This window comes from Pseudomonas sp. URIL14HWK12:I6 (assembly GCF_000514195.1).
Lineage (GTDB): Bacteria > Pseudomonadota > Gammaproteobacteria > Pseudomonadales > Pseudomonadaceae > Aquipseudomonas > Aquipseudomonas putida_A.
The window spans coordinates 101,838-122,238 of sequence record NZ_AZVL01000013.1 but is presented as its reverse complement, the minus strand read 5'-3'; the positions used below and the strand labels follow the sequence as shown (position 1 = coordinate 122,238).

Annotated in this window: 10 protein-coding genes and 1 pseudogene; 3 read left to right on the top strand and 8 right to left on the bottom strand. The window is 57.4% G+C overall.

Features of this window, described 5'->3' with window-relative positions:
- Nucleotides 1–128: 128 nt before the first annotated feature.
- Nucleotides 129–1,100, top strand: a complete 972-nt coding sequence (locus H043_RS0118250; RefSeq protein WP_027613052.1) for a TerC family protein — start codon at nt 129–131, stop codon at nt 1,098–1,100.
- Nucleotides 1,101–1,339: 239 nt separating this feature from the next.
- Here the strand turns inward: H043_RS0118250 and H043_RS0118245 are convergent, their stop codons facing one another.
- On the bottom strand, nt 1,340–2,440 hold the full coding sequence (locus H043_RS0118245) for a polyamine ABC transporter substrate-binding protein (protein WP_027613051.1): 1,101 nt from the start codon (nt 2,438–2,440) through the stop codon (nt 1,340–1,342).
- Nucleotides 2,441–2,736: 296 nt separating this feature from the next.
- Entirely contained in the window at nt 2,737–4,158 is a 1,422-nt protein-coding gene (locus H043_RS0118240) for a cytosine permease (protein ID WP_027613050.1), read from the bottom strand.
- Nucleotides 4,159–4,481: 323 nt separating this feature from the next.
- On the opposite strand from H043_RS0118240, the gene H043_RS0118235 reads away from it, so the two are divergent.
- The gene (locus H043_RS0118235; protein WP_003225754.1) at nt 4,482–4,967 is read left to right on the top strand and encodes a flavin reductase family protein; all 486 of its coding nucleotides are present in this window, start codon (nt 4,482–4,484) and stop codon (nt 4,965–4,967) included.
- A gap of 159 nt (nt 4,968–5,126) precedes the next feature.
- Entirely contained in the window at nt 5,127–6,170 is a 1,044-nt protein-coding gene (locus H043_RS0118230; protein WP_027613049.1) for an LLM class flavin-dependent oxidoreductase, read from the top strand.
- 92 nt (nt 6,171–6,262) lie between these two features.
- On the opposite strand, the gene H043_RS29195 is transcribed toward H043_RS0118230, so the two are convergent.
- The 6 genes and pseudogenes from H043_RS29195 to H043_RS29190 all read right to left on the bottom strand — a co-directional run bounded on the left by H043_RS29195 (nt 6,263) and on the right by H043_RS29190 (nt 20,386).
- Nucleotides 6,263–6,571, bottom strand: coding sequence for a hypothetical protein (locus H043_RS29195; protein ID WP_049827909.1), 309 nt, complete (start codon nt 6,569–6,571; stop codon nt 6,263–6,265).
- 126 nt (nt 6,572–6,697) lie between these two features.
- Complete coding sequence (locus H043_RS0118220) at nt 6,698–7,246, bottom strand: hypothetical protein (protein WP_027613048.1); 549 nt, start codon at nt 7,244–7,246, stop codon at nt 6,698–6,700.
- 284 nt (nt 7,247–7,530) lie between these two features.
- Nucleotides 7,531–7,896: a hypothetical protein gene (locus tag H043_RS30720; protein WP_256214316.1), complete on the bottom strand. Its 366-nt coding sequence runs from the start codon at nt 7,894–7,896 to the stop codon at nt 7,531–7,533.
- 29 nt (nt 7,897–7,925) lie between these two features.
- Nucleotides 7,926–8,144: pseudogene (locus H043_RS31015) on the bottom strand (deaminase domain-containing protein); the annotation flags it as partial.
- Between the two features lie 277 nt (nt 8,145–8,421).
- Nucleotides 8,422–8,613, bottom strand: coding sequence for a hypothetical protein (locus H043_RS0118205; protein ID WP_049827908.1), 192 nt, complete (start codon nt 8,611–8,613; stop codon nt 8,422–8,424).
- Between the two features lies 1 nt (nt 8,614).
- Entirely contained in the window at nt 8,615–20,386 is an 11,772-nt protein-coding gene (locus H043_RS29190) for a toxin C-terminal domain-containing protein (RefSeq protein ID WP_049827907.1), read from the bottom strand.
- Between the last annotated feature and the right edge of the window lie 15 nt (nt 20,387–20,401).

Genomic DNA, 20,401 nt, shown 5'->3' with positions numbered 1-20,401 from the left:
GCATCATCAGTACAACACTTCGTTTTTCCCGAACTGTCGCTAAGAAATAAGCGATTTTTCTTACATCTAAACTCGCCGCTAGCATGGCCCTGCCTGACCCTAATTCAATAAAAGCCAGGGAGCCAACCATGCCAACCACCAACATCAATATTGGCGAACCATGGATGTGGGGCGCGTTTATCATCTTCGTTCTCGCCATGCTTGCACTGGACCTGTTCGTCTTCGGCGGACGCAAGGCACACCGCGTTTCAGTGCGGGAAGCGTCCTGTTGGGTGATCGCCTGGTGCGGACTGGCCATGGCTTTCGCCGGATTGCTCTGGTGGTATCTGAATGGCGAGTTCGGCGCCGAAATTGCCCAGCGCAAGACGCTGGAATTCCTCACCGGTTATTTGATCGAGCAATCACTGTCGATCGACAACATGTTCGTCTTCGTGATGATCTTCAGCTACTTCGCCGTGCCACCGGAATTGCAGCGCCGGGTGCTGCTGTACGGCGTACTCGGGGCGATCGTGATGCGCGCGGCGATGATCTTTGCCGGGGTGTGGCTGGTGTCGCAGTTCGAGTGGCTGTTGTATGCCTTCGGGGTGTTCCTGATCATCACCGGGATCAAGATGCTGATGTTCGCCGAGCAGCAACCGGACCTCGACAAAAACCCGCTGCTGCGCTGGGTGCGCGGGCACATGCGGATCACTCAGGGCTTTCATGGCGAGCGCTTTTTCGTGCTGCAGAACGGCGTGCGCTGGGCCACGCCGATGTTCCTCGTGCTGGTGCTGATCGAGGCCAGCGACCTGATGTTTGCAGTCGATAGCATCCCCGCGATCTTCGCCGTCACCACCGACCCGTTCATTGTGTTCACCTCGAACATCTTCGCGATCATGGGCCTGCGTGCGTTGTACTTCCTGCTGGCAGACATGGCCGATCGCTTTCATTTGCTCAAGTACGGACTGGCAATTGTGCTGGTGTTCATCGGCGGCAAGATGACGCTGATGCCTTGGTTTCACATGCCGGTGGAGTGGTCACTGGCGGTGGTCGGCGGGGTGATTCTGGGATCGGTGGTGTTGAGTCTGGTGATGAGTAAAAACGCGCCACAAAACCTGTAGGAGTGAGCCTGCTCGCGATGCGTCGTGTCAGCCGACATTGATGCTGGATGTGCCGGCCCCTTCGTGAGCAAGCCCACTCCCACCCTTTGATCTCGGCCAGCTCCGGATCCTCCATCCACTGACTATCACCTGTGGGAGCGGGCTTGCTCGCGAAGGCGTCGGGTCAGCCGACACCTTTATTGAATGTCGGCTGACACGACGCATCGCGAGCAGGCTCACTCCTACAGGTGACCGCGGCGTTACTTGTCGGACTTGATGCTGGTCCACACCCGCGTGCGTACGCGTTCGAGTTTTTGCGGCAGTGGCTGGACGACATAGAGGGTTTTCAGAGCCTCAGGCGTTGGCGTCAGGTTCGGGTTGCCGGTGATGTCCTTGTTCACCAGCGGCATCGAATCCTTGTTCACGTTCGGGTAGCCGAGGAAGTCGCTGATCGGCGCAATGACTTTCGGATCGAGCAAGGTGTTGAGGAATTCATGCGCCTCTTCGACATTCTTCGCGCTTTTCGGAATGGCGAAAGTATCAAACCAGATCGGCGCGCCTTCCTTCGGCAAACGCCAATCGACCACCACACCGTTACCCGCCTCTTTCGCGCGGTTGCCGAACTGATAGAAGCTGCCGGAGTATCCGATGGCCACGCAGATGTCGCCATTGGCGATGTCGGTCATGTATTTGGCCGAGTTGAAGTAGGTCACGTACGGACGAATCTTCAGCATCAGATCCTTGGCCTTTTCATAGTCGGCCGGGTTCTGGCTGTTCGGATCGAGACCGAGGTAATGCAGGGCCAGCGGCAGAATTTCCGACGGCGAATCGAGCATCGCCACGCCGCAGGATTTGAGCTTCTCCATGTTCTCCGGCTTGAACACCAGATCCCAGCTGTCCACCGGCGCGTTGTCGCCGAGCGCTGCCTTGACTTTGGCCGGGTTGAAACCGATCAGTACCGTGCCGTACATGTAGGGCACGCCGTACTGGTTGCCAGGGTCATTGGCGTCGAGCAGTTTGAGCAGCGCCGGATCCTGATGACTCCAGTTCGGCAGTTTTGACTTGTCGAGTTTCTGGAATACCCCGGCCTTGATCTGAGTGTCGATGAACTGGTTCGACGGCACCACCAGGTCGTAGCCGGAGTTGCCGGTGAGCAACTTGGCTTCCAGCGATTCATTGGTGTCGAAGGTGTCCCAGGTCACTTTGATGCCGGTTTTCGCGGCGAAATCCTTGGGCACCGACGGCAGAACGTAATCCGCCCAGTTGTAGACCCGCAGCTCGCGCTGCTCGGCGTGTACCGCGCTGGCCAGCAGCGTCAGCCCACACACGGTGGCACCCAGAATGCGTTTCATCGTGACCATGGTTGTTTCCCCAGAATGCGACGTGAGATCGATGGTTTTTATGTTCTGTACACGGCAGCGGCTGTAAAGGTAGCCAAGGGCAAGGAAGGTCCAGCGTTTCGTTGTGGCTTTGATTCTTGCCGACCGCGGGGTCGCGGCACAGTGGGGGATGGGCCAAAAGGGGATCGAAATGGCCAATTTGAATGACCACTGGAATGCGGAAGCTGGACGGGGATCACTTGTGGTGAGGGGATTCATCCCCGATGGGGCGCGAAGCGGCCCCCTTTACATCTCAAAGGGGCCCGCACTCGCTGATTTCACGACTGCTTCGCAGCCGATCGGGGATAAATCCCCTCGCCACGTTGCTTCTGCGTCTGCCCGCGTGTGGCGAGGCAATAATACAGCGGCACCGTCACCACCAGGCCAAACAGCCACGACAGATCCGCACCGTCCACCAGATTGGCGTACGGCCCGACATACAACGAGGTATTGGCGAACGGCAGCTGCACAATGATCCCGATGAAATAGGCAATGATCGCGTGCGGATTGAAGCGCCCGTAAATGCCGCCGTCCGCGCGAAAAATCGAGCTAATGTCATACGCGCCGCGCTTGATCAGGTAGAAATCGATCAGATTGATCGACGCCCACGGCACCAACACCAGCAGCAACGCCAGAATCAGCCCGATGAACTGCGAAATGAAATTCGCCGAGGCACCCAGCGCCACCACGCAGCACCCCGCCAGCACCACGCTCGACAACAGCACACGCACCTTGATGCTCGGCGTCCACTGACTGGCAAAGGTCTGGATCGAGGTGATGATCGACAGCACCGCGCCGTACAGATTCAGCGCGTTGTGGCTGATGATATTGAGCAGAAACAACACCATCAGAATCGGCCCGAGCCACCCGGTGGATTGCTTGACCGCGGCCATCGCCTCGGTGCCTTCAGGCGTTGCCAAAACCGCCACCGCGCCAAAGCTGAACGACAGAATCGTCCCCAGCGTCGCCCCCAGATAAGTGGCCCAGAACGGTTTGGCGATACCGATATCCGCCGGCAGGTAACGCGAATAATCGGACACGTACGGCGAGAAGCTGATCTGCCAGATGATCCCCAGCGACACCGTCGCCAGCCAGCCCGACAGGTTGAAGCTGCCGCGCGTCAGGAAGTCTGCCGGCAAGTCGTGGGCGAAGATGTAGATGAAACCGGCGAGCAGCGCGCTGCCCATCACCCAGGTGCCGATGCGGTTGAGCGTGTGGATGAAGTTGTAGCCGATCACGCCAATCGCCGTGGCCGCCAGTGCGCCGATCAGAATGCTCAGCGGCGCTGGTACCGACGGTGCGATGCCGACAATCGATTTACCGGCAAGCACGATGTTGGAAATGAAGAAGCCGATGTAGATCAGCGCCGCAAAAAACACGATCAGCAGTGCGCCGTAACGCCCGAACTGACCACGACTCTGGACCATTTGCGGAATGCCCATGCGCGGGCCTTGCGCCGACGCCAGAGCGATCACCACGCCGCCGATCAGGTGCCCCAGCGCAATCGCCAGCAGCCCCCAAAGCAAATCGAGATGGAACACCTGAACCACCATGGCGCCAGTGACGATGGGCAGTGGCGCGATGTTGGTGCTGAACCATAAGGTGAAAAGGTCGCGGGCCTTCCCGTGGCGTTCCGCGAGTGGGACGTAGTCGACCGTGTGATTCTCGATCAACGGATCTTGCCGGGACATCTGGGACATATGCATGAACTCGAGTTTGTCTGTTCTTATCTTTGTATGAAGCCAAACCGGGGGGACTCTGGGTCGCCCCTCAGATGCAGACCATATTATGGTATTCCAAACATTTCACAAGACTGATCCGTAGTTTACGGCACCATCTGATCCGTCATCCTCACTGATACCGCGACCTGCAGGCCAGCCGAAAGCCCAATAAACGCTGAGTTTCCGACGAAAGCACCACGTTTATCGGTTCAGCCTAAAAGCCCTTGCAAAGAAAGAATACTGGTATACCATCAGACCAACAAATACATAAAAATCGCGTCACAACACCCGAGGACCGTCCAATGATCGATGCTGCCATCTACAAACAAGTCATGGGCTCGTTTCCGTCCGGCGTCACTGTCATCACCACGCTGGACGATGACGGCCAGATCGTCGGCCTCACCGCCAGCGCCTTCAGTTCACTGTCGATGGACCCGGCCCTGGTGCTGTTCTGCCCCAACTACAGCTCCGACTCCTATCCTGTGCTGATCAAGAACAAGCGCTTCGCGATCCACGTCCTTTCCGGTGGCCAGCAAAGCGAAGCTTATGCCTTCGCCCGTAAAGGCAAGGACAAGGCGCAGGGCATCGAGTGGACGTTGAGCGAGCTGGGCAACCCGATCCTGGCCAATGCGACGGCTATCATTGAGTGTGAGTTGTGGCGCGAATACGAAGGTGGTGACCACGCGATCATGGTCGGCGCGGTGAAGAACCTGATCGTCCCGGAGCAGCACACCGGGCCGCTGGTGTATTGCCACGGCAAGATGGGCGCCCTGCCCGTTCTGGCCTGAGCAAAACTGCAACCCCACACAAATCCACTGTGGGAGGGGGCTTGCTCCCGAAGGCGATGTGTCAGCCACCAGAGATGTCGATTGACCCACCGCTTTCGGGAGCAAGCCCCCTCCCACACAGTTTTGTAGCCTCAACAATAAAAGATCCGAGGAAGCGTCATGAAATTTTCCCTGTTCATCCACATGGAACGCTGGGACGAAAGCGTCAGCCACCGTCAACTGTTCGAAGACCTGACCGAACTGACCCTGATGGCCGAGGCCGGTGGTTTCAGCACCGTGTGGATCGGCGAACACCACGCGATGGAATACACCATCTCACCCAGCCCGATGCCGCTGCTGGCCTACCTCGCCGCCAAAACCACCACCATTCACCTCGGAGCCGGCACCATCATCGCGCCGTTCTGGCACCCACTGCGGGTGGCCGGTGAATGCGCCCTGCTCGACGTCATCAGCAACGGCCGCATGGAAGTCGGCCTGGCGCGCGGCGCCTATCAGGTCGAATTCGATCGCATGGCCGGCGGCATGCCCGCCTCCAGCGGCGGCCAGGCACTGCGCGAAATGGTCCCGGTGGTCCGCGCCCTGTGGCAAGGCGACTACGCCCACGACGGCGACATCTGGAAATTCCCCACCTCCACCAGCGTGCCGAAACCGATTCAGAAGCCGAATCCGCCAATGTGGATCGCCGCCCGCGACCCGGATTCGCACAACTTCGCCGTGGCAAACGGCTGCAATGTGATGGTCACGCCATTGATGAAGGGCGACGAAGAAGTCGTCGACCTGAAGAACAAGTTCCAGACTGCGCTGGATAACAACCCGGATGTGCCGCGTCCGCAACTGATGGTGCTGCGTCACACCCACGTGCACTCGGCTGACGACCCAGAAGGCTGGAAAGTTGGCGCCAAGGCGATCTCGCGTTTCTACCGCACCTTCGATGCGTGGTTCGGCAATAAGGAAGTACCGGTCAACGGCTTCCTCGCCCCGAGCCCGGAAGAGAAGTTCGCCGGGCGTCCAGAGTTTGAGCTGGAGAGCCTGCACAAGACGGCGATGATTGGTACGCCGGAAGAGATTATTCCGCGGATCAAGTATTACCAGGAACTGGGGGTGGATGAGTTCAGTTTCTGGTGTGATAACAGCTTGCCGCATGCGGAGAAGAAGAAGTCGTTGGAGTTATTTATCAGGGATGTGGTGCCGGCGTTTCGCTGAGCTGACTTGTAAAAAACCGGGCATCAGCCCGGTTTTTTTATAGGTGTCTCCGAAACAGTTCGAATATCAAAGGAAATTTTGCAATCAACAATTCAATACTGGTAATCCGAAAAGAAAAATATCGCATACAAAAAGAAAGCAAAAATTGCCAATGCCGCCCGCCCGGCGGGGTCAGCATCCCTGCCTAATCCACCGGGTGCAATGGCAACCGTTGCCCCTCTTAAATAGTTATAAACACCTTGAGCAAACCATAACTGAACAGCAAGTATCGTAAAAAAACGCCCCCAACTGCCATTGAACTGAAAGTAGCCATTGAGTAGCGCTGCGAGCAATAGCCCCACCCCCACCCAATCACGGTATTTGAATAGCCCGCTGATTATTGATTTACTTGTTATAGGCATCGACAGTTCCTTTAACGATATTATCCCAAACGTCCTGCGCACCTAAAAAATTGGGTAAACGGGGACATGGGTAAACGGGGACAGACCACATTTTCGGAGTGGGTTTTAAACGTGGTCCGTCCCCATTTACCTCATGAAATATTCATGAAAGGCATCGATGATTTTATCCAGAATCTCATAATTACCTTTCAGGCCTCGAAACTCTTCGGAACTTATCAAGTTTTCGCGAAGGAACTCAGAGAACTCCAGACGACTGCCATCTGAATTTAAAGCCAATACGCCATATTCTTCGCACGCACTTTCAAATGCCAACCAATCACAATCCAGATTACCGATAACCATTGGGTAATCGACGGTTCCTTTGAAAAAATCTAGAAATCCAGCACTTAAATTTTCAATATCTTCCTCAAGGCCCTGACCATCTAATACATAGTAGGCGCCGTTTTGCGGCTCGCCAAACAGGACAAAAACTTTCGTTGAAAAAGTTTCATAGCTCAAGCGGACCAATTCGTGCAAGACGTCAATGGAGCTCAGCAGCGGCCTTTCAAAAAAGTAATACTCAAGCCCGGCACCGCGAAAAACCATCGCGGGCAGATCTTTTTTCAGTTCAAGACGATTCGATAGTATTTTCGCTATCCGACTCGCCTCATTAAAATCGGTCTTTGACAGGCCCATTTACTTACCCTTGAATCGGATTTTGACAATCGTTTTTTGGATTCCTGCTATATCCAATTAAGCGGAAGGCTCTTTCGTCGATGTTGACTCTGGGTAAAACCTGTAGGTTCTATCGCCCTGGAAAACGTGGAAACGCACGGTTAACAGGGACAGACCACATTTTCGAAGCGCTTTCTAAACATGGTCTGTCCCCATTTACTGCTGTCTCCCCATTTACTGCCCCCATTTACTCTTCACAGGTCCACCCTCATAGAAGCAATTGAAACCCGGCCTAATAATTTCAATCACAAAAACACTTTTCTAACAGTGTCCATATCAGACTGGATAATCTCTAATTCTTTATCATCAACGCCGATTTCTACAAGACTCTCAACGCTGCACTTTTCGTACGTATCTGCCAAAATCTCCAACATATCAATCGCGTATTGACTTTCCCTTGACAGCCTTAGCCCACGACGAATGCCTTCCATATAAATAGCAGTCTGAAGAACAGCGTTAGCGCCAGGGGCATCCTTTCGCATAAGACGCTCCAATTCATCTTGAGTATACGCAAACGCTTGTTCCGGACGAAAACCAAGCTCATCAATCGCGTAGCTATAGTTCCCTGCAACCATAGCTCTAGCCTGATTAAACATACTTTCGACTCGCATATACAATTTTCCACTGTAAATACATTCAACTGAATTTTTGGATAGCGGTTACGGAACTGGGAGATTACATCCGTACAGCTAGGGCAGACAGCCTTCTCGGAGATCAAGTCTATTCTCTCAACTGCACCCTTGTTATCACCGAGCCGTTGCGCCACTGCTTCAAGAATCTTGAATTCCGTATCCATATCTCGCACGTACTCGGTGAGTTTACATATTTGCTCGATGCGACCTGCGGCTTCAAGACCCATGTATCCACATCACCTGGCGGTTTCGGCAAATAGGATCCATCACGCTCATTGTATTTACTGTATGCCTTGACCCCATGGGCTCGGTAGATAGCGAGTCAATCTTTATTTGTGCGAATGCAGCATTCCCTTGATCCGGAAGTTCCCTGCGTATTTCTTGAAGGGCGTTTATAAGGCCTGGAGGTTAACGGGGACAGACCACATTTTCGGAGTGTTTCTAAACGTGGTCTGTCCCCATTTACCCTCCTCCAGAAGGACTAGGCAAATAAATCCGCCCCCTTTACTGCTCGCAATGTACCAGTACGCAAGTATCACCAGACTTCACAACCAAGCTAATCGGCCTTTTGGTCATACCATCATCAGTTGATATTTCAACCAACAAATTTTGATTTTCGAAAGATTGCAACTCAACGATAAGTTGCTTAATAGTTTTCCCCCGACCAACCCAGCCGGGAGTTATTTTATCGTCCATATCAATCTCCAATGCGATTTAAGTTTGCATCGTAGGTTCCTGATCGCGTCTTTTTACTACCAAGAGCCCTAACTGAATCTGCCATCTTCCAAGCACCACCATTATGCCCATCAAGATCTCTAGTAATATAACGACTCCCTAGCTTAAATACCGCCTGGCCACCGTGTACTGTTTCGTTTATTTTTGCAAATCCTAGCATTTTCGCTGCCTGCTGAGCCTCTGCATTCGTTTTATATACAGGCTCAACTCTTACACGCGGACTCGTTGCACCGCCGCCGCCTGCACCTATCGGACTTTTGCCCAAGATCGCCATACCCAGCGTGATCTTCAGCTCAGTCAACATCGTTGCCCGCTCTTCCAGAGACAGCTGTCGTCCAGCCTGTTGATCAAGCCAACTGGTCTCCTTGGCCCATTGATCGACCCCTGCCAACTCGCTCGGCGTCAGCCAGCCCTCCTTGAGGTTCTTCGCAAAAGCTATTTGCTTATCCGAAGTAAACAGCGCTCCCCAGCCATCAACGCCCTGCGATGGAACAGCAATTACCCCTGGATTCCCAGTGAGGAGCCCGGCCATATCGTAGGAAATATTACGCCGCAGGAAGTCCATCAAATCCTTGGCCACCGGTGCTTCCAGTGAAACCGCACTTTTCTGGATCGACTCTACACAAGCCCTGCTGTCACAGGCATTGATGGCCATCGAACGTTTGGTGGACAAGTCTTCGTATTGCGCAACAATCTCGTGAATGTTCTGTGCACTGCAGCCCTCAGTGGCCCGACAACCCTCAAGCTCTTTGAGTAGCCGTTCAGCAGAAGGGTGGTCGAGGTTGTTGTACTGCGTTGCGTTTGCCGTCACTGCAGCAGCGGATGACGCATTCCCCCCCGTAACGGCCGCCGTCAACACGCCAACCAGTTGAGACGCCGCCAGGAGCTTACTAACCCCTTGTTGGTACTCAAGGCTATTTTTGTCGACCCCGACCGGTAACAGCTTTTCAGCCAGGAAGTCCACAACCGCTTCATTTACCCCTGCAGCCAGAGCCCCTGTACGGAAGTCGCCCCCCATAGCCTCAGCCATCAGGCCGCCGAGAGCGGCGTGCATTGCGAGTTTCGTCAACTTACCGTTTTCAAACAGGGTTACATCACCGATCTTGCTGGCCCCGAGTGCCCCGCCAATACTGATCCCGGCTCCCAACGTCGCGTCGACCAGATTATCCGTCAGACTACCGCCCATTACCGTTTTGGCCACCGTGTCGGCTGCAATCTTGATTGCCACTGTCTTGGCGCCGGCCGAATCAAACGTCAACTCTGTAGGGTTAAAGCCGAACTGTGCAGCTATGCCTGCGGTGACACCGGCGAGCACATAACCTTTGAGGTTTTCAGAAGAGAGGACGTCTTTAAAGGCTGCTCCCACATTGCCTTTATTGTTGATCGTGCTGACGGCCGCAGTGCTGGCCATGGAGGTCAACACGGCGGAGGCCATCATGTTCCCCAAACCCGCCCCCACAGTTGAACCGACTGCAGCGCCGCCGGCCACTGCCGAGGCGGATGCCGTCCCCGCTGCTGCCATGGCAGTCCCTGAACCCGCCGTCGCGCTGGCTGCGGTCCCCACAGCCGCACTCGCAGCTCCGGCCGTCAGCACAGTGACAATAATGATCACCGCCAGCATGGCTGCCGGACCCATGCCGGAGTTGCTGTACTTGAACGACTCGTGAGTTTCCTTCACAAGGCGCCAATCCACATCACCGCGCTTCTCGGCGTCCTTGAGCCATGCCAGCCCAGGGTCGGCCTTGACCATGGCATCGATGGTCTGGCTGATCGAACTCTTGTTTATATCCCTGAGGTCGATATTCAAGCCTTCAACCGCATTGATCACGAGATTCCCGTTTGCAACCAGTTCGGTCTGACGCAAGGTTTCGTCGGTATTGCCGCGGCCTTTCGATGAACTCCAGACTGAGCTGGATTTGCTCTTCTCGTGGCTCTCCTGATGCAGGTCTTTGACGCCTTCGAAAGTAACGGAGCCGCCACTGGAGATGGTCAGATCATTGCCACTTTCCAGTTTGGCGGCCTGGTAATGTTGATCGCCATTACTCACCAGTACCATGTCACCACCCGAGGTGATCACACTGCCAATGTTGTCGACCTTGGTCACCTCATCACGCTTGGTCTTACTGGAGCCGAAAGAGCCCTTTTTCTTCTTGTCGTACAGCGAGTAATCAGTGTCCTGGGCCGCGAGAATATTCAGGTTGCTACCCGCTACCAGATACGCCTCGTCGCCCGCCGTGACCCGGCTGGAGACGACGGTCAGATCTTCGCCAGAACTAAGCGCCACACTGCCGCCTGCCGTCACCCCCGACATGACCTGGCTGACATGATCTTCCTGAACGGTAAGTTTCTTGCCCTTGGACAAAGAGTGCTGTTCGTCCGCCGCAGAACTGATGATCAAGTTTTCGGCAGCGCTCATCGAGACATCGCGCTTAGCATCAATCTGGCTGGCGATCACTGCCAAGTCGCGACCGGCCTGCGCTGTGAAATCGCGTCCCGCATTGACGTTCGCACCCAGTTGAGTGACGTCACTGCTGTTGTGTTTGCTGTCGTGAAATACGCTGTTAGTGACTTGTGTCGCTGCGATATTGAGATCGCGCTCGGCATCAAGATCCATGTCTCGACCGCTTTGCAGCACACCACCGGAGATATTAATGTCGCGGCCGGACATGATGCTCAGGTCATTGGTGGCTTCGATACGTGCAGCTGTATCGGCGAAATCGTGATGCTGAGTACCGAAACGTGTACTGCTGTCGGATGAAGTAACAGTGCGCTCGTTGATTACATCTCCACTGAGTGTGTTCAGCGACACTTCACGCCCGGTGATGACGCCCCCGGATTTATTGATAATGTCGTTGGTCGCCAACAGATCCAGACGATTCCCAGCCTGAATAAGTCCACTATTTATCAGATTGTTACCCGCCGTCGCCGACAGATTATTCGTCGCCTTCAACGTCCCGACGTTATCCAGGTTTTCACCGGCAATCAGCGTCACATCATTACCGGCAATCAGCGCCCCGGTAGGACCCAGGCGGCCATTGGCCTGCGCCAGATACACCACTGGCACCAACACTTTTTCGCCGTTCACTTCGTGCTCTTCGAGCCAGACGATGTCGTGGGTCAGCGCGGCGACTTGTTGCGAGGTGAGGCCGACGCCTACCGACAGGTTGAGGGCGTCCTTGCTGGCGATGGCGTTGTTCATCAGGTACTTGAACATGCCCTCGTTGGAGGTCTGGCCGTCGATGAAAGCCTGACCGGTGCGTGCAGTGACGGCTTGCTGGATCAGGCGTTGCTCGTAGAGGCCGTCGCCGAGACGCTTGGCGCTCTGGTCGGGGTCGTAGCCGAGTTTTTCCAGCAGGTAGTCGGAGCTCATGAACGACTTGAGGTCGGTCAGCACCGGGTTGGTTTCGATCAGGTATTTGTGCGCGTTGGACGGCGCCTTGGTGTCCGGCAGACCGGTGACGCGGGTCACCGGACGGGTGTCGATCGACTCCTTGGCGTCGTTGCCGCGGTCTTTCATGCCCGGGCCGGCGGCGTTCACCGGCACGTTGACGTCAACCGTGCTGGCCACGGCCTGCACGATGCTTGGGGTGCGGTGGAACGTATCCACTGCGCGCGTGCTGTCGGAGACCGCGGGCGGCGCGTCAATGAAAAGGTTACGCGGGCCGCCGCTGCTGCCAGCCACGACGTGAGCTTTCGTGGCGACGGTTTGCCCGCCCACGGTCCAGGTCGGCGCCGGGCCGGTCGCGGCGACTGGCGCAGTATCAGCGGCGCCCTGCCCGCTCAGGCGGAACAGACCGTTCTCCCCGGTTGGCAAGGAGAAGCCTGGCAGGGACAGCGGGTTGACCTGCTGCTGGGCGAGGTCCGGCGGCAGTTGGCTGTTGATACGAATAACGGTAGTGCCGGTGTTGCCGACGTTGGTGCTGCCGACCTTGTTGGTGCCTCCGGTCGAGCCGTAGTCTTGGTGGATAACGCTGTTTTCCAGTTCCTTGGCGGCGGTGATCGATACGTTGCCGCCTGCCTGGATGACTGCATTGCGGCCAGTGTTGGTGCTCGCGGCACCGGTGCTGTCCACAGCGACCTCATTGACAGACTCCGCTTTGTACTGGGTCAACTGGCCGGGCAGTTCAACCAGATTGTTCGGGTCATACAGGGAGGGAGTTGTGGTTTCAAACCCGTAATTCAGGCCTGGTATCGCGTTGCCCCATCCACGCAGCTTACTGACGACCGCGCCGGTTTCGCTGTCCTTGAGTGTTACAACGTCAAACCACTCGCCGTCGCGCCCCCCTTCTCTGATACGCGTGGACTTGGGAACGGCCTTACGTATGCTGCCTCCCGCTCCGATGTAATAAACAAACGGAAAATCAGGGTTATTGCGCTGGTTGTAAGGCGTCACGACACTGTCAAAGAACCGCTTGGTACCACCGTCGGTCATGCTGAGTACGTAAGTACTTGTGCGTTCGATGGTGCCGCTTTTCGCCCCGATGTTTTTGAGACTGTCAGCGGTGATATTGATATTGCCGACAGCAGCGACGGTGCTTTTGCTATTGAGAAACGTACCGCCCTGGAAAACAAAATCCTTACCGACATTGAGCACTGCCGAGGCGCTGCTATCAGTGTCCGTACTTTGATAAAACTCTTTGGCCATCAGTGTGAAGACGTAATTGTCACCCTGGCAGTCATTGCAAATATTGGCGATATAACCCGAGATCAATTTGCGATCGCCGGACATCACCGGGCCTTCGGTACGGTTCTCGAAAACATCGGCATTGATCGCGAACCCGCCACCGCTCTCCATTGACCCGGAGATGTTGTAGACCCCAGCAGCCCGCGCGGCGCCGCCGTAACCCTTGATGGTCACATTCCCCAACCCGTAGAAATCACCGTGCTGGTTGGTCAGATTACCCACACTGAGCGTCATGTCGTTGCCGCTGAAAATCAGCCCGCGATCATTGAGCAACGAAGGTGTGTTGATGTTCAGGTTCTGCGCCGCACCGAGGGTGCCGTAGTTGGTCACACTACCGGCATTGACGGTCAGGTCTTCGCCGGAAGTGATGCGCCCGGCGTTGACGAGGGCCCCGCCCACACTGATGGTCGAGGTCGTACCCGCGGCGAAGCTGCCGTTCGCGCCGATGTTCATCTGTGCTGCAGAGAGGTAAGTGCCGCGCTGGCTCGACAGCCGGCCATTGCCGCTGTAGCCGCCGCTCAACTGCATATCGATCAAGCCATCACTGGCGATCAAGCCATCGTTGGTCCAGTTGCCGCCCCGCAGCTGTAATACATCCGAGGCGAGCAACTTGCCGTTGGCACTTTGGCTGAATTGCCGGACATTGACGTTCAAGGTTCCGGCCTGAATCACGCTGGAGTTGTTCCAGGTATCAGCATTGAGTTCCAGCAGCCCACCGGTGGTGATGCTGCCCCCCGCACCGATCACATTGGCCGTGGAGATCTCGAACTTGCCGCGGCCGACGTGGTTGAGTTGCCCGCCTTCATTGAGGAAGCTGCCGACGTTGACGGTCATGTCGGTGTTGGCGGTTTCCAGCACGCCGTTACGGTTGTCGAGTTGGCCGCCGATCTGGAAGTCGGTCTTGCCCCAGTTGCCCAGCGAACGCAGACGACCATTCTGGTTGTTGATGCTGGCCGCCCTGACGGCGAGTTGCGTGTTGCTTTCAATGACACCCGCAACGTTGCTCAGTGCGCCGCTGAGGCCGAAGTCGATGCGCTCACCGGCAATCTGCCCGGCGCCGTTGTCCAGATTGGTGCCGCTGACGCTCACCAGACCTTTGGCATAAAGCACACCGTTGCGGTTATCGAATCCGGCCGTGGTGATGTTCGCGTCTGTCGCTTGCGCGGAGATGCGTCCGCCGTTGTTGTCCAGCCCGGCCAGTGCCGACAGCTTCAGACCCTGTGCCTGAATGATGCCGCCCTGACGGTTGTTGTTGAGGTCGTAGCCATTGCGCAGCACACCTACCGTGCGCGCTTCGAGCGCGCCCTTGATGCTGGACAGAGTCCCGCCACGGTTATCGATATTGGCGGCGTTGATGCTCATATCACCGTTTTGTGCGATGACCTTGCCGCTCTGGTTGTCGAGATTGCCGCTGACATCGAGGGTCATACCGTTTTCACTTTGCAGCGCGCCTTTGCCGTTACTCAGGCTCGCCGCCTTCAGTTGCAGCGCGGAGTTCTGGCTGTAGATCAAGCCGTCAGCGTTGTTGCGCACTGCGCCGCTGGCGGTGATTTGCAGCAGATCATTGGCGGCGATGGTGCCCTTGTTGCTGTTGTCCAGCGTGCCGGTCGACAGGTTCAGATTCTTCTGGCTGGCGAGTTGGCCGTTTTGGTTGCTCAGATCAGTCACGCCCTTGATCAGCACGGGGCCCGCGCCAGCCAGTCGGCCACCGTTGTTGTTGAGGTCGCCGCTGAGGTTGAGGGTGATCGCGTCGTTGCTGGCGATCTGGCCGCCACTGTTGTCCAGTCGCGAAACCGTGGTGATGATCGCCTGCTGCGCATTGATCGCGCCGCCGACGTTGGTCAGCGCCATGCTCAGCAGATCCAGCGCACCGTCGCTGGCGATCAAGCCGCCCTGACTGTTATTGAGCGCGCCGCTTAGCGTGAACGTCTGCCCTGCTCCGCTGCTCAGAATGCCTTTGTTGCTGTTATCGAGGCTGCCGGCCTTGACCGTCAGGCTGCCCTCGGCGACCAGCGCACCGGCACCGCTGTTGAGCAATGCGTCTTTGAGCTCGACCGCGACATCGCCGAGCTTGCTCGAGAGTGTGCCGCTGTCGCGGTTGTCGAGGCTGTCTCCGCTGACGCTCAACCCTTGCCAGCCGGACAGCAAGCCTTTCTGGTTGGTGATCGAGGTGCCACGCAGCAAGAGTTTTTCGCCGCTGATCAACTTGCCGGCGTTGTTATTCACGGCACGAGCGATGACGTCGAAACCCAGGTTGCTGGAGATCTCACCGCGCTGGTTGTTCAGGTCGCGCAGACGCTTGAGGGTCAGCGGGCCTTTGGCGGTGAGCAGGCCGTTCTGGTTATCGAGGTCACCGTTGGCCAGGTCCAGCGTGACGGCTTGGTCGCCCAACAGGCGGCCGCCGTTCTGGGTCAACGAAGTCAGGGTCAGATCGATGTCACGCGCGGCGGAGACTTCACCGCCATTGCTGGAGTCGAGACTGGTCGCGGTCAGCTTCAGATCGCCCTTGCTGTTGATCAAACCACTGTCACGGTTGTTCAGCGCCATCGCATTGAGCGTGACCGCGCTGACACCCAGTAGCGTGCCGCTCTGGTTGTTCAGATCGGCACTGCCGATGTTCAGCGCCTGCGCGGCACTGATCAGGCCGCTGGCATCGTTGCGCAGCAGGCCATCGACCGTGAGTTCAAGATCGCCACGGCTGACCAGGCTGCCACCGCTGTTGTTCAGGCTGCCTGCCCGGACATCAATCGACGCCGCGCCGATCAGCCCCTTGACGTTGTCCAGCGCGTTGGCAATGCGCAGGGTCAGGCCCTGATTGCTCAGGAGTTTGCCGTTGCTGTTGTCCAGGCTTTGCGCGGTCAAGGTGAACGCTTCAGTGCTGGAGATCGTGCCGCCCTGGTTGTTGACGCCGTTGAGTTGCTTGAGCAGCAGAGTGCCGGGCGCGCTGATCACGCCGTTGATGTTGTTCAACTGGCCTTGGTTCAGGTCCAGGCTAAGGCGCGTGTTGCTGAGTAGCTTGCCGCCCTGTTGATCGAAGCCTGTCACCGATGCGGTCAGTGCGCCCTGGCTGCCGATACTGCCGGCATCGCTGTTGGTTACCTGGCCGGCGACGAGATTGAGCGTGTCGGCGCTGCTCAGCGAACCGCTGCTGTTATCGAAATCACCGGTCGTGACGGTGACCGCACCTTTGCCGCTGAGGGTGCCCTTCTGCCCGTTATCCAGGCCGGTACTTTTCAGCACGAGGAGGCCATCGGTGACGATCCGTCCGCCCTGGTTATCGACCTTGCCAGTGCTGTCAAGAGTGAGGTCTGCAGCGCTGGACAGGCTGCCGCCAGTGTTGCTCAGTTGCGCAGTATTGACGGTCAGCGCGCCTTCGCTGCTGACTTTGCCGAGGTGGTTGATGAAGTCTCCGCTGAGGTTCAGCAGCATGTCCTGCTGGCTGAGCAATTCACCGCCGCTGTTGTCCAGCGTACGACCTTGCAGCTTCAGCAGCGTGCCCGTGTCGATCAGGCCCTTGTTGCGGTTGAGCAACTGATCGACCGTGAGCGTCAGTGCGTTGCTGGTGAAGACCTTGCCGCCATCGCTGTTATCGAGTTTTTTACCGGTCAGCAGCAGATCGCTGTTGGTGGTGATTTCGCCGCCACGGTTGTCCAGCGCATCGACCGTCAGGGTCATGGCTTTGGTCGAACCGAGCAAGCCACCCTGGCGGTTGTCGAGGGTCTCGGCGCTCAGTTTGAGCATACCGGTGGCGATCAGTTTACCGTTCTGGTTGTTCAGGTTTTTGACCTGAACACTGGCATCGGACTTGCCGGCAATACTGCCCTGCTGGTTGACCAGCGTATCGGCGGTCAGCCTCAGTTCACCGTCGGCGATGAGAGTGCCTGACTGGTTGTTCAAGGTCTTGTCGGTGGTCAGCAGCAATGGGCCGCGACTACTGATCAAGCCATCCTGGTTGTCGAGGCTCACGGAATGGCTGTCGAGTGCCGCCGCAGAAATTACGCCTTTGAGGTTATTCAGCGCTTGAGCAATACGCAGCGTCAGCCCTTGCTGGCTGATCAGCTTGCCGTTGCTGTTATCCAGGTCATTGGCGGCGAGGGTGAATGCTTGCTGGCTGGAGATCTCGCCGCTCTGGTTGTTCACGCCATTGAGGTTTTTCAGCAGCAGGGTGCCGGGCGCGTTGATCAAACCGTTCTGGTTGTTCAACTGACCGTTGTTCAGATCAAGCGTCAGGTCTGCCTTGCTGAACAGCTCGCCACCCTGCTGATCCAGCCCGGTGACCGATACGTTCAACGCTTGCTGGCTGGCAATCCGGCCAGTGGCGTTGTTGACCTGAGCGGCCTTGAGCGTCAGAGACGCTTCACTGGTGAGTTTGCCGCCCAGGCTGTTGTCGAAGTCGCCGGTATCGACATGACTGGCGCCTTTGGCGCTGATCAAACCTTTCTGGCTGTTATCGAGGCTGGCGCTGGTCAGGGTCAACGTGTTGTCGGTGCCGATCGAACCCGCCCGATTGAGTACCAGGCCACGGCTGGTTACCGACAAGACGCCGGCTGTGCTCAGGCTACCGGCACTGTTGTCGAATCGGCCGACATTGGCCGTCAGCGTGCCCTCGCTGCCGATTGTGCCCTGCGCGTTGATCAGGGCATCGTCGAGGGTAATCACCAGGCCGTTGAGGCTGTTGAAGCGACCACCGCTGTTATCCAGGCTGCTGCCGGTCAGCGTGGTTGCGCCCTTGGCGCTGATCAGGCCTTTATTCAGGTTGATCAGTTCCGCCACGGCGAGGCCCAGATCGGTGCCGGCCAGCAGCTTGCCGCTATCGCTGTTGTCCAGGCGCTGACCCTTGATGTTGAGCAGCAGACTGCTGGAGATTTCGCCGTTGCGGTTGTCGACATCGTCGACAGTCAGGGTCAGCGCTTTTGTGGTGCCGACCAGACCGCCATTGCGGTTGTCGAGGGTCTTGCCGGTCAGGCTCAGATTGCCCTGAGCGACCAGCGCACCGCCCTGTTGTTGCAGCAACCCGATGGCCGCAGTCAGATCACCTTGGCTGGAGATCCGACCTGCGGCGTTTTGCACTTCGCCCGCGTTGAGGCTGACCGGACCGACCGCACTGATGAGTCCGCCGCTGTTGTCCAGACGTGTACCGGCGTAAGCGATACCGGACTTGCCGGTGATCTGACCCTTGTCGCGGTTGTCCAGGCGGTCGACGTTGAGTGTCAATTGCTGATCGGCCTGGATCACGCCGGCACGGTTGTCCGCGGTATCGCTGCGCAGTGCCAGGGTGGTTTTACCGATGAGTTTGCCGTCGCGGTTGTCGAGGTTGCCGGTTTGCGCGTCGATGGCGCCCTTGGCAGTGATCTCGCCTTTGTTGCGGTTGTCGAGTGCGCCGCGCAGACGCACGGTCAGGCTGCCGTCGCTGACCAGCACACCGCCATCGCGGTTATCCAGGCTGGCCGCCTGCAGACTCACCAACTGGCCGGAGCCGAGCACGCCATCACGGTTGTCCAGCGCGCCGCTGAGGTCGATATTCAGCCCCAGATCGCCGAGGATCTGACCGCTGCGGTTGTTCACCGTTGCCGCGTTGAGCCGGGTGACGCCGTTGCTGGAAAACTCGCCGTTGCTGTTGTCCATCTGACCGAAACTACCGGTCAGATTGCCCGAGCTATGGATCACCCCTTGAGTGTTGAATAGCTGATTGGCGGTGACGTTCAGCGTCGCGTTGCCGAGCACGCGTCCCGCATTGCGGTTGTCCAGTGTGCCCGCCATGATCGCCGTGGTTTGTCCGCTGAGCGTACCGCCCTGGTTGCTCAGGGTTTGCGCAGTGCTGACTGTCAGATTGCGGCCGGCGATGAGGCTTTTGCCAGTGTTGTCGAGGTTTTGCGCACTCAGGCTCAGATCACCGTTGGCGTTGCGCCCGCCGTCGGCGTTGACCCCGGCCTCGATGACTCCGGCGTTGGTCAGCTGACCACCGGCACTGAGGTTGATACTGTCGCGGGCAGCCAGGGTCTGGCGGTTGGTCAGATTGCCTTGGGTTTGCACGTTCAATGTCGTGCCGGCATACACCGGCCCGCGCGCATCGAGACTGGCCGCCTTGACGTTGACCGCACCGGCCGCCGAGGTATCAACCAGGCTCAATTGACCATTGGCATCAAGCTGAATATCGCCACCGCTGGCGATCAGTTTACCGTCGAGCTTCACGCCGACCCCGGCCTCGGTGCCAACCAGTTTGATCGCCCCGGCATACATCCCGCCCAGCGCCGAGGAGTCAATCGCCAGTTGCGGTTTGGTGCTGCCGTCATCGGCACGGGCCGTGGCATTCAGGGTTTGTGCGTTGACGTCGTTGCGCCCGGCAACAATCGTCAGATTCTGCGCCTGAATTTCGGCGTTGATCTTCGCGCTACGGGTGATGATTTCGAAGCGGTCGACGTTATTGGCGTTGAGGCCTGCGCCTTCGATCGCCACAGAACCCTGATCAACCTGAAAACGATCCAGCCGGCCCGCGCCATCCAGCACCGGCTTACCGGTAGTCAGCGTCACGCGCGGTGCGTTGATGAAGCCGCAGCCATTACAGGTGATGCCATACGGGTTGGCGACTATCACGCGCGCCGACTGCCCCGCCACTTCGGTGTAACCGCGCAACTGGCTCGGGTTGCCGCTGATGACTTCGTTGAGAATGGCTTGCGCCGAACCGCTGTTTTTCAGGTTCGGGTTGCCAATGATGTGCCCGGCCAACTGGGTGTTCGAGGTTTGCGTCGAGCCGTTGTTGAGGATGACGCCCTGCGCGCCGACGTTGTAATCGTGGAACTGGTTATGCGACAGCCCGCTGCCGTTGGGCGTGGCGATGTTGATGATCGGCACGCCATTGCCGGCCCGATCCAGCGAGGTGTTCGGGTTGGCCACGACTATGCCGTCGGCCTGCGCCCACATCGGCTGCCAGAACATGACGTTCGCCAGCAGGAACGCCAGCCCGCGTTTGGGCATGCCCAGGAACGACTCACGGTTTTTTACGGCCGCAGAAGGCTGGCCTGCAAGGAAGGCGAACTGACGAACATCCATGTCGATGGTCTCGAA

Coding starts and splice junctions, on each gene's coding strand:
- H043_RS0118250 (WP_027613052.1), top strand. CDS start 129: ATGCCAACCACCAACATCAATATTGGCGAACCATGGATGTGGGGCGCG.
- H043_RS0118245 (WP_027613051.1), bottom strand. CDS start 2,440: ATGGTCACGATGAAACGCATTCTGGGTGCCACCGTGTGTGGGCTGACG.
- H043_RS0118240 (WP_027613050.1), bottom strand. CDS start 4,158: ATGTCCCAGATGTCCCGGCAAGATCCGTTGATCGAGAATCACACGGTC.
- H043_RS0118235 (WP_003225754.1), top strand. CDS start 4,482: ATGATCGATGCTGCCATCTACAAACAAGTCATGGGCTCGTTTCCGTCC.
- H043_RS0118230 (WP_027613049.1), top strand. CDS start 5,127: ATGAAATTTTCCCTGTTCATCCACATGGAACGCTGGGACGAAAGCGTC.
- H043_RS29195 (WP_049827909.1), bottom strand. CDS start 6,571: ATGCCTATAACAAGTAAATCAATAATCAGCGGGCTATTCAAATACCGT.
- H043_RS0118220 (WP_027613048.1), bottom strand. CDS start 7,246: ATGGGCCTGTCAAAGACCGATTTTAATGAGGCGAGTCGGATAGCGAAA.
- H043_RS30720 (WP_256214316.1), bottom strand. CDS start 7,896: ATGCGAGTCGAAAGTATGTTTAATCAGGCTAGAGCTATGGTTGCAGGG.
- H043_RS0118205 (WP_049827908.1), bottom strand. CDS start 8,613: ATGGACGATAAAATAACTCCCGGCTGGGTTGGTCGGGGGAAAACTATT.
- H043_RS29190 (WP_049827907.1), bottom strand. CDS start 20,386: ATGGATGTTCGTCAGTTCGCCTTCCTTGCAGGCCAGCCTTCTGCGGCC.